The organism is Streptomyces sp. NBC_01788 (assembly GCF_035917575.1).
Lineage (GTDB): Bacteria > Actinomycetota > Actinomycetes > Streptomycetales > Streptomycetaceae > Streptomyces.
Genome location: NZ_CP109090.1, coordinates 6,405,097 through 6,419,197, shown reverse-complemented (window position 1 = coordinate 6,419,197; position 14,101 = coordinate 6,405,097). Strand labels below are relative to the sequence as shown.

13 protein-coding genes and 2 pseudogenes are annotated in these 14,101 nt (G+C 68.7%); 6 read left to right on the top strand and 9 right to left on the bottom strand.

The genetic code is table 11. The features are described from left to right. Window positions 1-52 precede the first annotated feature (52 nt). A pseudogene (locus OIE49_RS29005) lies at window positions 53-332 on the top strand (lipoate--protein ligase family protein); the annotation flags it as partial. Here OIE49_RS29005 and OIE49_RS29000 read toward each other — a convergent pair. The 3 genes and pseudogenes from OIE49_RS29000 to OIE49_RS28990 all read right to left on the bottom strand — a co-directional run. Continuing rightward, window positions 331-789 (bottom strand): annotated as a pseudogene (locus OIE49_RS29000) (IS110 family transposase); the annotation flags it as partial. The pseudogenes OIE49_RS29005 and OIE49_RS29000 overlap by 2 nt on opposite strands. A 275-nt stretch (window positions 790-1,064) precedes the next feature. Then, window positions 1,065-1,691 carry an IS3 family transposase gene (locus tag OIE49_RS28995; RefSeq protein WP_326804841.1) on the bottom strand — a complete coding sequence of 209 codons (627 nt, stop codon included), beginning with the start codon at window positions 1,689-1,691 and terminating at the stop codon, window positions 1,065-1,067. After that, complete coding sequence (locus OIE49_RS28990; RefSeq protein ID WP_326804840.1) at window positions 1,688-1,993, bottom strand: transposase; 306 nt, start codon at window positions 1,991-1,993, stop codon at window positions 1,688-1,690. The genes OIE49_RS28995 and OIE49_RS28990 overlap by 4 nt, the downstream gene beginning before the upstream one ends. An 88-nt stretch (window positions 1,994-2,081) precedes the next feature. Here OIE49_RS28990 and OIE49_RS28985 point away from each other — a divergent pair, with 88 nt between their 5' ends. Next, entirely contained in the window at window positions 2,082-2,480 is a 399-nt protein-coding gene (locus tag OIE49_RS28985) for a hypothetical protein (protein ID WP_326804839.1), read from the top strand. 402 nt (window positions 2,481-2,882) lie between these two features. On the opposite strand, the gene OIE49_RS28980 is transcribed toward OIE49_RS28985, so the two are convergent. After that, entirely contained in the window at window positions 2,883-3,125 is a 243-nt protein-coding gene (locus OIE49_RS28980) for a hypothetical protein (RefSeq protein ID WP_326804838.1), read from the bottom strand. Window positions 3,126-3,306: 181 nt separating this feature from the next. Here OIE49_RS28980 and OIE49_RS28975 point away from each other — a divergent pair, with 181 nt between their 5' ends. The 3 genes from OIE49_RS28975 (at window position 3,307) to OIE49_RS28965 (ending at window position 7,781) form a co-directional block, all read left to right on the top strand. Further along, entirely contained in the window at window positions 3,307-6,396 is a 3,090-nt protein-coding gene (locus tag OIE49_RS28975) for an AfsR/SARP family transcriptional regulator (RefSeq protein ID WP_326804837.1), read from the top strand. A gap of 90 nt (window positions 6,397-6,486) precedes the next feature. Then, a complete protein-coding gene (locus tag OIE49_RS28970; RefSeq protein ID WP_326804836.1) occupies window positions 6,487-6,954 on the top strand; it encodes a helix-turn-helix domain-containing protein in 468 nt (155 codons plus the stop codon). Beyond that, on the top strand, window positions 6,843-7,781 hold the full coding sequence (locus tag OIE49_RS28965; RefSeq protein WP_326804835.1) for an IS630 family transposase: 939 nt from the start codon (window positions 6,843-6,845) through the stop codon (window positions 7,779-7,781). Before OIE49_RS28970 ends, OIE49_RS28965 begins: the two co-directional genes overlap by 112 nt. On the opposite strand, the gene OIE49_RS28960 is transcribed toward OIE49_RS28965, so the two are convergent. After that, window positions 7,670-8,251 (bottom strand): hypothetical protein, encoded by a 582-nt coding sequence (locus OIE49_RS28960; protein WP_326804834.1) that lies wholly within the window; start codon window positions 8,249-8,251, stop codon window positions 7,670-7,672. The genes OIE49_RS28965 and OIE49_RS28960 overlap by 112 nt on opposite strands. A 563-nt stretch (window positions 8,252-8,814) precedes the next feature. Further along, entirely contained in the window at window positions 8,815-9,009 is a 195-nt protein-coding gene (locus OIE49_RS28955; RefSeq protein WP_326804833.1) for a hypothetical protein, read from the bottom strand. Window positions 9,010-9,234: 225 nt separating this feature from the next. Between OIE49_RS28955 and OIE49_RS28950 the strand changes: the two genes are divergently transcribed. After that, a complete protein-coding gene (locus OIE49_RS28950; RefSeq protein ID WP_326804832.1) occupies window positions 9,235-9,927 on the top strand; it encodes a hypothetical protein in 693 nt (230 codons plus the stop codon). 42 nt (window positions 9,928-9,969) lie between these two features. On the opposite strand, the gene OIE49_RS28945 is transcribed toward OIE49_RS28950, so the two are convergent. From OIE49_RS28945 to hydA, 3 genes are all read right to left on the bottom strand, one after another. Beyond that, window positions 9,970-11,499 (bottom strand): NCS1 family nucleobase:cation symporter-1, encoded by a 1,530-nt coding sequence (locus OIE49_RS28945; protein WP_326804831.1) that lies wholly within the window; start codon window positions 11,497-11,499, stop codon window positions 9,970-9,972. A 111-nt stretch (window positions 11,500-11,610) separates the two neighbouring features. Beyond that, a complete protein-coding gene (locus OIE49_RS28940) occupies window positions 11,611-12,630 on the bottom strand; it encodes a TIGR03842 family LLM class F420-dependent oxidoreductase (RefSeq protein ID WP_326804830.1) in 1,020 nt (339 codons plus the stop codon). An 11-nt stretch (window positions 12,631-12,641) separates the two neighbouring features. Continuing rightward, the gene (gene hydA / locus OIE49_RS28935) at window positions 12,642-14,042 is read right to left on the bottom strand and encodes a dihydropyrimidinase (protein ID WP_326804829.1); all 1,401 of its coding nucleotides are present in this window, start codon (window positions 14,040-14,042) and stop codon (window positions 12,642-12,644) included. Window positions 14,043-14,101 lie beyond the last annotated feature (59 nt).

The following is a 14,101-nucleotide window of genomic DNA, read 5'->3' as shown; positions in this document are numbered from 1 at the left end:
CACCGCGAGGGTTCGTGGTGTTGGTCTGCTTCGGCGGATCGGAGGTCGGACGGTGCACGGTGAGTACAAGGTGCCCGGCGGGAAGCTCGTCGTCGTGGACGTCGGGGTGGAGGACGGCGCGCTGCGGCACGTGCGCGTGGCGGGTGACTTCTTCCTGGAGCCGGACGAGGCGCTGGACGCGGTGAACCGCGCGTTGGAGGGCGCCCCCGCGGACACGGACACGGCGGGCCTGGCCGCCCGGATCGACGCGGGGCTGCCCGAGGGCACCGTGATGTACGGGCTGACGTCCGAGGGCGTCGGTGTCGCGGTGCGCCGCGCGCTGGCGCTGGTCGCGGACCCCTTCGCCAGCTTGAACAGCCGCAGCATCTCCACTGGGCCATCACCCGTCTTCGCCGTGGCAGTGGCGCGACCGGACAATACGGCGCGGGCGGCGGCTTCGGCATCGATGGCATCGGTCTTGCCGTGGCGCCGCCGGGCGGCCTTGTCGGGCTGGTTGACCTCGGTGACCTCAATGCCTTCGGCCCGCAGGTGCCGCGTGAGGGCGGCGCCATAGGAGCCGGTGCACTCGACCCCGGCTCGCCGCAGCATGCCGAACGAGCGAGCCCAGGAGACGAGTTGACGATAGCCCTCCGCAGTCGCCGGGAAGCTGCGGCCGTCCAGAGCGGCGCCGAGCGTGGTGATGACGGCTGCGGCGTGGATGTCCTTGTGGGTGTCCACCCCGAGCAGAATGTCCTCCTCGGCTTCGGCCGGGACGTGACATGGGGCCGTGGGCTGCATGATGCTGGGCAAGGTCGCCTGTCTCCTGATCGCCTCGGGTGCTGGTGGCCGTCGCCGGGCCGGGGCGGTCAAGACTGTGACGGTGCCTGTCGCGAAGGCCCCTATCGGGACACGTCCCCTGCCCGGCGGCAGCGAATGCCGCTCCAGGCAGTGGCCGACAGATCAACGCCAAGGCAATAACGCCAGTCGAAGCACGGGTCAGGCCACCGCCTGAAGCGGTACCTGATCATCCTCACAGTCGAAGCACGAGCCGGTTCGGCCCATGCTCGGCCGCAGGCCCAACCGGCCTATTTCCCGGCGGAGTTCATCAGAGGTGTATTCCCCAGGTTCAACCAGTCGTTGCAACACCCCTGATCAGAGGAGTGTGTTGTGGGACGACCAGCGGGTTGGATGACGGAGTTGACGGGGCGGTCGGCCATCGAGTAGCCGACGATCTCGCGGGTGGCCAGGTCCAGCCAGGTCGCCAGATACAGCCAGCCCTCGTCGGTGGGGATATAGGTGATGTCCCCGACCAGTTTCCGGCCCGGGGCATCGGCCGTGAAGTCGCGGCCGATCAGGTCGCCGGCGGGCACCGCCCTCTTCGCCGGACGGGTCAGCGACCGGCGCTTGCGCCGGGTGACCCCGGCGATGCCGCGCTCACGCATGATCCGCTCCACTCGCTTGCGGTTGACCTGCCGGTCCAGCCTGCGCAACTCGGCATGGATACGCGGCACTCCGTAGGTGCACCGGGAGGCGATGTGCAACACGGTGATCTCGTGGGCCAGGGCGTCGTCGGCGGCCTGGCGGGCGGCGCGGGCCTGCTCGCCGGCCAGCCAGGCGTAGAAGGAGGACCGGGCCACCTTCAGCAGCCGGCACAGCAGAGCGACTCCGTGGGTGGTCTTCTCCGCCTCGATGAACGAGTACATGTCGTTCATCGATCGCTCTCTTTCGCGAAGAAGACCGCCGCTTTTCGCAGCACCTCGATCGTCTCGGCCTGCTCGCGGTTCTGCCGCCGCAGCCGGCGCAACTCTTCCCGTTCCGTGCTCGTCAGCTCGCCCGGCGCCCCTTGCCCGCGGTCGATCGTGTCCTGCTTGACCCAGTTCCGCAGTCCCTCGGCGCTGACCCCGATCTCCCGGGCGACCTCGGTGACGTTCTTGCCGGAGGACCGGACCAGCGCGACCGCGTCGCGCTTGAACTCCTCCGTATACCGCCTGCTGCGGTTGCTCTTGCTTCCCACCTGGCACTACTTCCTCTGGAACCTCACGTCCCAGTCTCCAGGTGTCCAACATCAAGGGGAAGCTTCACTACCGAACCCGGAACGATGGGTGTGGTGTGCCAAGGCCTGGACAGGTGAAGTCGTCGGGTGGCGGTGCACGTGGGCCTGCACCGGCCCGGGCAACTTCCTCGTCCCCGATGCGTCGGGCGAGATCCTGGCCGTGGCCCTCAGCGCCGTACGCGAGGATGAGCGGGACGGCTACATGCAGCGACTGGAGGCATTCGCCGAACAGCACAGCGAGCGCTTCCAGGAGCTGTTGTGCGCGTACGGGCCGGGCAGCGCGCCCGCCGAACACGGCCGGTATGCCCTGGTCGGCCAGCCCGAGAGCCTGATCACCGCGAACGGATGGCGAGCGCCCCGTTCCTCCTGCGCGGCCGGTGGAAGGGCTCGCTGGAAGACGTCCTGCTGGACGACCTCGAGTTCGCGTGGGGACCGCGCCACCGCCTGAGCCGGTGAGCCTCTGGGGCAGACACCGACGGGCCGCACAGGACTCTTCGTACGGCCCGTCGACGGAGGCCCGATCCCGATCGCCTCACGCCCGCCGCCGGGCGGCAGCCGCGCCGACCGGGCCGTCCGGGCCGGCGGCGGGCGATAGGCACGAAGGCCTGGAGGACCCGGACGGCGCCGGGTCCGACGCCCCGGGCGGGAGTCACACCGGCCTGTCGGCGAGCCAGAGGCCTCCTGGAACTGGAGGATCTGCGCAGCGCAGGTGGGTGGGGTAGGGACGGTCATGTGTCGGACGCTGCCGTCGCCCGAGACCCGGAGGCGTTGAGCCAGTTCTCGCTCTTCTTTGAGGACCGGCTCAACGCCACGTGAGGCCGGATGGCTCACACGAAGTCCCGGATGCGCCCTACGAATTCAAGTTCACCCAGAGGTGCCAGTTGCTGGTGGTGCTGCTCTTCTGGCAGTACCAGTCGGAGTAGACGCCGGCCCGCCCGAACGAAAGGCATGCGCTCTGGGACGGGAAGGTACCGATGTCGGTATACGTCCGCGCCACGGAGGTGGCGGGTGCCGCCTGCGCGGTGGCGACCGTACCACCCGTCAGCAGGGCGGCTCCCAGTGCAGCGCCGGTGAGCCAGATTCGTGCACGCATAGGTTCTCCTTTTCTGCGGACCTTTTCACCCAATGCGGGCGCGGTCGGTACTAGACCGGTAGGTTCCGGACACGTCGACAACGATGTACGGCCGACCTGGGGCAAACCTTGCGAAAAACCTTGAGGGGCAGGTCACAGTGATGCTCTCTGGGCCTGTACTGGCGCGAAAGGGGAGCGCGGCATGGTGGAGTTCCGATTACTGAGCGCTCTTCAGGCGCGGGTCGACGGCAGGCCGGTACCTCTGGGGCACCCGCGGCAGCAGTGCGTTCTCGCGGTTTTGCTGATCGACGCAAACCGCCCCGTCTCCGCCGACCAGCTGCTCTGCCGCGTATGGGACGATCGCGTACCCCTCCGGGCCCTCGACACGCTCTACACCTACATATCTCGTTTGCGCCGCGAGCTGGACCCGCACGGCATCCGTCTGGCCCGCCGGTCCGGCGGTTACGTGCTCGACATAGACGAGACCACGGTGGATCTGCACTGCTTCCGCCACCTGATCGCACGGGCCAGGAAGGTCCCGGACGACCGGTCCGCCCTGAGCCTGTTCGAGGAGGGGCTCGGGCTTTGGCAGGGCGAACCGCTGGCAGGCATGGACTGCCTGTGGGTGGACACCGTGCGCGAGCAGCTGCGGACAGAGCGATGGACGGCGGAGCTGGACCGGGCCGACGCCATGCTGCGTACCGGCCGCCACAACGAGTGTTTGGCCGATCTGTCGGCACGGGCCGTCGCCCATCCCTTGGACGAGCGGGTGGCCGGCCAGTTCATGCTCGCCCTGCACCGCGAGGGACGTCCCGCTGATGCCCTGGCCCACTACCAGCGCATGCGGGGGCGGCTGGCCGAGGAGCTGGGGGTCGATCCCGGCCAAGCCCTACGACAGCTTCACCAGCAGTTGCTCACCTCCGACCCTGCGCTCGACGTGCCCTCCCACCTTTCCGGCATCGCTTCCGTACCGGCACGCGTCCCGTCCCCTCAGCGGGCCGCGTCAGCGGCAAGCCCGCACGCGTCGGCTTCGGACCGGCCGGACGACGCCACCAGCAGCGGTCACGAGGATCGGGTCGGAGCGAACGCACAGCAACCGCGCCCCCACCTGCTTCCACCGGCCCCGTCCCTTTTCGTCGGCAGGGAGGACGAGTTGGCCGAGGCCTGCCGACTGCTCGGCCAGGAGACGTCCGGGCCGGTGACCCTCCTGGTCACTGGTTCGGCCGGGGTCGGCAAGACGGCCTTCGCCGTGCGCACGGGGCATCTGCTGGCCTCCCGGTTTCCGGACGGTCAGCTCTACGTGGACCTGCGGGGTTTCAGTGACGAGCCGGCCGAGCCGTTCACGGTCCTGGGCACCTTCTTGCGGGCGCTCGACGTACACGGCGGTGCGATGCCCCCGGACGCGACCGGGCGAATCAATCTCTACCGCACCTTGCTGGCCCAGCGCAGGACACTCGTCGTGCTGGACAACGCGGCCGATGCGCTGCTGGTGGACGACCTTCTGCCCAGCGGTGAACACTGCGCCACCATTGTCACCAGCCGGACCACACTGGCGAGCCTGGGCGGCGTCCGGCTCCCCCTGAGAGTCCTCGACTCCGCAACGGGGCTGGCTCTGTTGCGTGAGATGGTGGGCGCGGACCGGACCGTCGCGGAGTCCGAATCGGCCCGGTCCATCGTGGAAACCTGTGGCGGCCTGCCCCTCGCGGTATGGGTCACCGGAGCGAGACTGGCCGCACGACCGCACTGGCCGCTGGCCAAGGTCGCCCGTGCGCTCGCCGACGAGCAACGCAAGCTTGATGAGCTGGCCGTCGGTCACATCGCCGTACGGGCCAGCCTGGAGCTGACCTACCGGGGCATGGCCCCCATGACTCGGCACGCCCTGCGGATGCTCGCCCTGCTGCCTGGACCGGACTTCGCCGTCTGGGCCCTGGCCGCGCTGCTGGACATGGACCTGGGCCGCGCGGAGGCCGTGCTCGACGAGCTGGTGGATGTGCATGTGGTGGAGGTCGCGGCGGCTGGTGCCACCGGAGCGCGCTACCGACTGCACGACCTGGTGCGGCTGCTGGGCCGGGAACGGGCGGAGCGGGAGGTCTCGCCGCTGGACCGTACGGACGCGCTCACACAGCTGCTGGGCGCGAGCCTGCACCTGGCCGACCTGGCCGCGGACACCCTCAGCGTCGACTTCCAGGGCACCTCGCAGGCCGGCCTGGCATCCTGGCAGCCCTCCCCGACGGACACCACCCAGATCCTCGCGGACCCACTGGCCTGGTTCAACGACGAGCGCCAATTCCTCATCGACGTGGTGGACCAGGCGCTCGACAGAACCGAGATCGCACCGGCCGCCGGGCTGGCCGCCACGCTGACAACGCTCTTCCAGATCGGCAGCCACTTCGACGACTGGGAACGGCTCCAGAACCGGGCGCTCAAGGCGGCACTGAGCAGCGGAAACCAGCGCAGCGCCACCCAACTCCACCGCTGCCTGGGCGAACTCACCACCATCCTCGACCGGTACCCGGAAGCGCTGGACCACTTCGAGCAGGCGCTGCAGCTCGCCGACCGCGAGGGCCCGGACTACCGGGCCAGCGCCACAGCCGGGCTGGCGTACGTACACCGCCTGTTGGGCCACTACTCCTCGGCCGTGCGTCATTTCGAACAGGCGGCCGCGCTGGCCCGAACGGTGGAGAACGTCAACTGCCTCGTCTACGCCACCAACGGCATCGGCGTCATCTACCTCGAGCAGGGGCGTGTCGAAGCGGCCATGGAGCGGTTCACACAGTGCCTGCGGGCGAGCCGGGAAGCGGGCTACCGGCCCGGCGAAGCCCAGGCCCTGCGATGCCTGGGACAGAGCCACCGCGCACGTGGCGCCTACCCCGCCGCCGCCGACTGCTTCCGGCAGGCAGCCTCGATCAGCGAGAGTCTGGGCGACCGGCTCACCACCGCACACGCCACCTGCTGGCTGGGGGACGTCCTGGTGCGACAAGGCGCTCATGCGGAGGGGCGTCGACTACTGGCCGGCACCCTCTGGACCTACCGGGAGTTCGGCAACCTGTGGGGCGAGGCAGCGACGCTCTATGCACTCGCCGAGGCGCAACTCGTAGCAGGCCGACCGGCGCCGGCCCGCCGACGCGCCGAAGCAGCCGTCAGGCTGTGGCGACAGATCGGTTCCCGCACCTGGCTGGCCGTGGGCCTCGACACCCTGGCCAAGACCCAGACCATGGCCGGTGACCTCGTGGCCGCAGCCCGCACCCAGGACGAGGCCTCAGCAGTGCGGGACTTTCGAAATACGCCCTAGTAGCGTGTCGCTGCTTAGTTATGGGTTGTTTGGTTGGGAGGTTGGTGTCTGGCAGATTCTCCTTCCGTTCTTCCAGACAGGGCTGGTGTGATGGGTTTGCAGAAGAGGCCGGTGGTGCTGACCGCGGCTGATCGTGAAGAGTTGGTTCGGGTGACCACGACGGGGGTTCATCCGGCCTCGGTGATCAGGCGGGCACGGATACTGCTCGCGCTCGACACTTCTGCAGGCGCGATCGGCTCGCAGGACGTGATTGCTGCCCGGGTCGGGGTCTCGGGTGAGACGTTGCGGCTGGTCGCCAAGCGTTTCGCTGAGACCGGTGGCGATGTTCACGCCACGGTCGCGCGGAAGAAGCGCGACCTCCCGCCGGTGCCCTCGCCGGTGACCGGTGAGGTCGAAGCCCGGCTGATCGCGATGGCGTGCTCACAGCCACCCGAGGGTTATGCCCGGTGGTCGCTGCGGCTGTTGGAGAAGCACGTCGCGCTGGTCGAGGACATCCCCGATCTGGATCACTCCACCATCGGGCGGGTCTTAAAAAAACGAAACTGCGTCCTCATCTGAAGAAGTGCTGGACCATCCCACCACGAGCGAACGCGGAGTTCGCGGCCCGGATGGAAGACGCGCTGGCCATCTATGCCCGGCCCTATGACCCGGCACGTCCGGTGGTGTGCATGGACGAGAAGCCCTACCAGCTCCTCGATCAAGCCCGCAACCCGCTCCCGGCCCGCCCTGGTCACGACGCCTGCCAGGACAGCGAGTACATCCGCTGCGGCACGTGCTCAATCTTCGTGTGGGTCGAACCCCTGCGCGGATGGCGTCGGGTTCAGGCACTGCCCCAGCGGACCCGGATCGACTGGGCCGGCCAGGTCAAGCAGCTGCTGAGCGTGGATTACCCCGAGGCCGTGGTGCTGGTGATGGACAACCTCAACACCCACGGCATCGCCTCACTTTACGAGGCATTCGACCCAGAAGAGGCCTTCGCCCTGGCCCAACGCCTCGAAATCCACCACACACCCAAACACGGGTCATGGCTCAACATCGCCGAGATCGAACTCTCCGCACTGACCAGGCAATGCCTCGACCGCCGGATCGGCAACCTCGACATCCTCAACACCGAACTCTCGGCCTGGCAGAACGCCACCAACGCCGACCAATGTCAGGTGGACTGGCACTTCACCACCCACGACGCACGCATCAAACTCCGCCACCTCTATCCAAAAAATAGCTGCGACGGTCTACTAGACAGTCGCAGGCTCCTGCTCCTGGTCCTCAACTCCTACAGCCACTCCTCGAAGGCAAAGCCGACGGCTTGGTGGATGACCGCTTCTTCGAGCGCTTCCTGTCTGCGGCCGGTGGGTGCAAGCGTCGGTGGCGTCGGTACGGGATGAGCCCACCAGAGGGGACTTCCACCCGGGACGGACATCAGCCCTCCGAACCGCAAGTCGCCCGCGAACCAGAACACTCCGCGACCGTCCGGCGTACCGACCCATACGCTTTCCGGTACCGGAGAGCTGAAGGTGCACGCGACCGTCGAATCCGGGCCGAGCAGCATCATTCCCTTGCCTTTCCCCCCGGGTAGTTCTTCCAAGCGGCAGGGCCACACCTGCCAGGAACTCGAGAGCGCCACAGCCGCCTTGCGTTCCATGGCCTGCACGTTTCCCTTGATCTTGGTGTCCTCATGTACTGACCAGATCACCATAACGATGCCCAAGGCCAAGGGGAGGAGGACTGCGATCAGTGAGGGTTCGTCCTGGTACCAGAGGGGATTCAAGAAGACGGCTACCGCCAGGCCTGTTCCCGTGAGACCAAGAGGTATCTCCGACTTTTCGTTCTTCGCCTTGTTCAGCTCTGCGTTCACCACCGCCTCCACGGTCGGAGTCATCGCGGATGCCGGTCTCGGCGACATCTGATACCCGAACTCTTCCGCCATCATGGCGCCCCCCGATGCTCGATGTGCGTTCATTCAACCGGCTGTCGGCGGGGGCAGGAAGGGGGCCAGAACTGCGATCTCTCGGCTTCGTGTCGGTGGTGGTGAACGGGCAGATCGCCACGGAGAGTACAAGCGCCGCTTTTCTTGGCCTTGCCGGTGAAGGCGGTGTACTCGACCTCGGCGACTTCCGCTGCTGTATCTCCCCGCATGGCATGGGGCCCGGTTGTCTCTGGCCCTGGTCTTTCAGCGACGGGTCCGCCGCCTTGTGGCGGCGGACCCGTCGTTCTTCTAGTGTCCTGCGCCGGTAGTCCGTCGTTAGCCTCGATTCGTCAGCGGGGTTCGATCGGTGATCGGTCCGGCGGTTCGCCCGTAATGTCCTCTGCCGGTTGAGGGTGGGCCGTCGCGTGACGCCGCGGCTGCGCCGGGTTCCACGGGCCCGGAGACTGCGGGGCTGCACTCCTTCCTGGTCCTCGTGGGGGCGATGCCGGGCGTCAGGTGACGGCCGGAAGCCGGGTCAGCCGCTTCCAGCTGGTGGTGAACGCCGGTGCCCAGGGCCAGGTCCGCTCGATGCGCAGGAAGCGGCGGCGAGCATGGCGGGCCAGACGGGCGGGCAGGTGGTAGAGGCGAAAGCGCATGGTGTCCGGCTGGCAGTGGACGGCGCGGGTGCCGTAGCCTCCTACGCGCACACCTTCACCGGTCTCGACTCCGCGGCGAGGGTGGGGAGTTGATCGGCGCACGGCGGCAGCGACACTGCGACATAAGCAGCAAACGGTACGCCAGGAGCAAACGGCCGTGACCGTCCGGCTACAGAGCGCGGTATCGCTTTCGCCTCGCGGGGACTCGTGTGACACTGAGGTCCCGTCCGCGGTGTGGAATCGCTCCGCGTCCGTCCCCCACACGAGAAGTGCGCCGTGCGTGAACTTCCCCTCCCTCTCGCGCTCACCGCGCGTCTGAGTCCGGTCGTCGTGCTCGCCTGCGCGGGCTGGGCGTTGACGTCCGGCCCGTTCGCCGCGTCGCCGGCCGCCGCCGACCCCAAGGCCGCGCAGCAGGAGGAGCGCGGCTCCGACGACCGGTCGTCCTCCGAGCCGTCCGCGCCGTCGTCGACCGCGGCGACCAAGACGTACGCGTCCGCGCCGGTGCCGTGCACCAGCATCGCCGAGAAGACGATCACGTCCCTGGTGCCGGGGGCCAAGACGACGGGCAAGGAGATTCCGTCGACGGACACCAACGTACGCCGGACCTGCTCGTGGAACGCGCTCAAGGGCTACGACTACCGCTGGCTCGACGTGTCCTTCGAGATCATGGCGACGGACGAGGCGGCGCTGAAGTCGTACCAGCAGCGGACCACCGACAAGAGCGGCGGCGGGGCCGTGCCCGGCCTCGGGGACAGTGGCTACTCGGTGGTGAACCTGACCACCGAGGACAAGCAGGAGACCCGCGAGGGCGTGGTGCTGGCCCGCTCCGCCAACGCGATCGTGGTCGTCACGTACAACGGCAGCGACTTCGAGTCGAAGAAGGCGCCGAGCACGGACGAGATCAACAAGGGCGCCATCAAGGCCGCCAAGGAGGCGATGGCCGCCCTGGAGAAGGGTCGTGCGGGCTGACCGTCCTCCAGGGCGGCGCCGCGTGTCAGGCCGTGACGCGCGTCAGGCGGAGGCCCGCTGCCGGGTGCGCGCCGCCATCAGCAGCAGGTACAGCACCAGCGAGGTGCCCAGGCCCACCGCCCAGCCGTAGTCGGCGAGGGACCTCAGGGCCGGGATGGGGCGGCCGTCGATCAGCGGGTGGAAGTCCGCGCCGCCGACGGCCAGCACGCCGCCCGTCACGAAGGCCACGACCGCCCGCCAGTTCCAGCCGCCCTCGTACCAGTAGCGTCCGCCGCCCGGGCGGTACAGGTCGGCCAGGTCCAGTCGGGAGCGCCTGAGGACCCAGTAGTCGGCGATGAGGATGCCGGCCACCGTACCGAGCAGACCGCCGACCAGTCCGAGCCAGGTGAAGATGTAGCCCTGCGGGTCGGCGTACAGCTTCCACGGGCACATCACCACGGCGAGCACCGCGGTGACCAGCGCGCCGGTGCGGAAACTGACCTTGCGCGGCGCGATGTTGGAGAAGTCGAAGGCCGGGGAGACCATGTTGGCCGCGATGTTGACCGACAGGGTCGCCACCAGCACGGTCACCAGCGCGTACACCAGGCCCACCACGTTGTCGGTCTTCGCCGCCAACTGCACCGGGTCCCACACCGCCTCGCCGTACACGGCCTGGGAGCCGGAGGTGACCAGCACGGACAGGAACGCGAACAGGGTCATGGTCGTGGGCAGTCCGAGCGCCTGGCCCCGGGTCTGCGCCCTCTGGCTCCTGCCGTACCGGGTGAAGTCCGGGATGTTCAGCGACAGGGTGGACCAGAAGCCGATCATGCCCATCAGGGACGGCGCGAACAGCTTCCAGAAGTCCGCTCCCCAGCCCAGTTTCGACGGCTGGTCGAAGAGCGGGCCGAGTCCGCCGGCCTTGCTGCTCATCCACCACAGCATCACGAAGGCGCCGACGAGCACGAAGGGCGCCGCCCAGTTCTCGAACCGGCGGATGGTCTCCATGCCCCGGTAGATGACGGCGACCTGGATGGCCCAGAAGATGGCGAACGACAGCCACATCGTCCAGGCGTGGCCGCCCACCTTTCCGGCATCCGTCCAGCCGCTGCCGATCAGCTTCCCGGCGAGGAAGTAGATCGCCTCGCCGCCGATCCAGGTCTGGATGCCGAACCAGCCGCACGCCACCAACGCCCGTACGACGGCGGGCAGGTTGGCGCCGCGCACGCCGAAGGAGGCGCGGGCGAAGACCGGGAAGGGGATGCCGTACTTGGGTCCCGCGTGCCCGGTGAGCAGCATGGGGACCAGCACGATCAGGTTGGCCAGGGCGATGGTGAACACCGCCTGCTTCCAGTCCATGCCGACGGCGATCAGGCCGGAGGCCAGGGTCCAGGAGGCCGTGTTGTGGGCCATGCCGACCCACAGCGCGGAGAAGTTGTACGTGGTCCAGGTGCGCTGGGCGACCGGGACGGGCAGCAGGTCGGCGTTGGCGTAGGGACCGCTGGGCGGCGGGGTGCCGGGGGCGATCTCCACGCGCCCGTCGGGGAGGGTGACCTGCGCGGACGGCGGTATGGCCGGGGGAGCGGTGTCGGTCATGGGCAGCCCAATCGATGAGACGGGTAAAAACGGGGCGGTGCGGGCGCCCGGCCCCTCCCCGGGGAGGCGGGGAGGGGGGACAGAGGGGGGATGGGAACAGCGCTCGGGGACTCAGGAGTTGACGGCCGGGATGATCTGCTGCCCGTACGCGTCGATCACGGCTTCCTGCGCGTCGTGCATGTCGTACACGGCGAACTGGTCCACGCCCAGCTCGCGCAGCGCGTTCAGCTTCTCGATGTGCTTCTCGACCGGTCCGACCACGCAGAACCGGTCGACGATCTCGTCGGGCACGAACTGCGTGTCCGGGTTGCCGCTGCGCCCGTGGTGGGCGTAGTCGTAGCCCTGGCGGGCCTTGATGTACTCGGTGAGCTCGTCGGGTACGGCGGCGGAGTGCTCTCCGTAGCGGGCGACCAGGTCGGCCACGTGGTTGCCGACCATGCCGCCGAACCACCGGCACTGGTTACGGGCGTGGGCGAGCGCCTCGGGCGAGTCGTCGGCGGTGACGTACGCGGGGGCGGCGACGCAGATCCTCACCGCGGACGGGTCGCGCCCGGCGGCGGCCGCCGCGTCCTTCACGGCCTTCACCATGTACTCGGTCAGATACAGGTCGGCGAGCTGGAGGATGAAGCCGTCGGCCTCCTCTCCGGTCATCTTCAGTGCCTTGGGCCCGTACGCGGCCATCCAGACGGGCAGTCGGGCACCGGGCCTGACCCACGGGAACTTGATCACCGTGCCGCCGAGGTCGGCCTCCTCTCCCCTGCCGAGTGCCCGGATGACCTTCATCGCCTCGCTGATCCGGGCCAGGGTGTTGGGCTTGCGGCCGGCCACCCGCATCGCGGAGTCGCCGCGGCCGATGCCGCAGACCGTGCGGTTGCCGAACATGTCGTTGAGGGTGGCGAAGGTGGAGGCGGTGACCTCCCAGGTGCGGGTGCCGGGGTTGGTGACCATGGGACCGACGGTCAGCTTCTCGGTGTTCGCGAGGATCTGGCTGTAGATCACGAACGGCTCCTGCCAGAGCACGGCGGAGTCGAAGGTCCAGCCGTAGCGGAAGCCGTTGCGCTCGGCGCGCTGCATCAGGTCGACCACACGCGAGGCCGGCGGGTCGGTCTGGAGGACGAGTCCGAAGTCCATGGGCGGCACTCCTAGTCGAGGTACTGGCAGGTGGAGCGCGGGGTGTAGACGCCGTGCCCGGCGCGCCCGGTGTACTCCCGCTCGGTGATGACAAGTTCGCCGCGGGAGAGCACGGTCTCCACCCGGCCGGTGATCCGCCTGCCTTCGTACGCCGAGTAGTCGACGTTCATGTGGTGGGTCTCGGCGGACATGACCTGCTCGGCGTGCGGGTCGTAGACGACCACGTCCGCGTCGGCGCCCGGCGCGATTGTCCCCTTCTTCGGGTACATGCCGAACATGCGGGCCGGGGTGGCGCAGGCGATCTCGATCCAGCGGCGGCGCGAGATGTGCCCGTCGACGACGGCCTGGTGGAGCAGGTCCATCCGGTTCTCCACGCCCGGCATGCCGTTGGGGATCTTGGAGAAGTCGCCGCGGCCGAGTTCCTTCTGGCCGGTGAAGCAGAAGGGGCAGTGGTCTGTGGAGACCACCTGGAGGTCGTTGGTGCGCAGGCCCTTCCACAGGGCCGCCTGGTGCTCCTTGGGGCGAAGGGGCGTCGAGCACACGTACTTGGCGCCCTCGAAGTCGGGCTCGGCGAGGTTGTCGGTGGACAGGAACAGGTACTGCGGGCAGGTCTCGCCGAACACGCTGAGCCCGTCGTCGCGTGCCCTGGCCAGTTCGGCGACCGCCTCCTGCGCCGAGACGTGCACGACGTACAGCGGCGCGCCCGCGACCTGGGCGAGCCGGATGGCGCGGTGGGTGGCCTCGGCCTCCAGCAGGGCCTTGCGGACCTCTCCGTGGTAGCGCGGGTCGGTCTCCCCGCGGGCCAGTGCCTGTTCGACCAGGACGTCAATGGCGATGCCGTTCTCTGCGTGCATCATGATCAGTCCGCCGTTGTCGGCGGCGCGCTGCATGGCGCGCAGGATCTGCCCGTCGTCGCTGTAGAAGACCCCGGGATAGGCCATGAACTGTTTGAAGGAGGTCACGCCCTCCTCCACCAGCAGGTCCATCTCCTTGAGCGTCTCCTGGTTCACATCGGAGACGATCATGTGGAAGCCGTAGTCGATCGCGCAGTTGCCCTCGGCCTTGGCGTGCCAGGCGTCCAGGCCCTCGCGCAGGGATCCGCCGACGGTCTGGATGGCGAAGTCCACGATCGTGGTCGTGCCGCCCCAGGCGGCGGCCCGGGTGCCGGTCTCGAAGGTGTCCGCGGCGTAGGTGCCGCCGAACGGCATCTCCATGTGGGTGTGGCCGTCGACCCCGCCCGGGATCACGTACTTGCCGGTGGCGTCGATCGCCCGCTCGGCGGTGAACGCCTCGGCGGCCGGGGTGCCGGATGCGGCGAGGGCGGCGATGCGGCCGTCCTCGATCAGGACGTCGGCGTGGATCTCGTCGGCGGCGGTGATGACGAGGCCGCCGCGGATGACGGTACGACTCATCGGAAACTCCTTGCGTGAGAACCCCGTAGAAATCGCATTCCCCGAGCAGAGCCGCACAG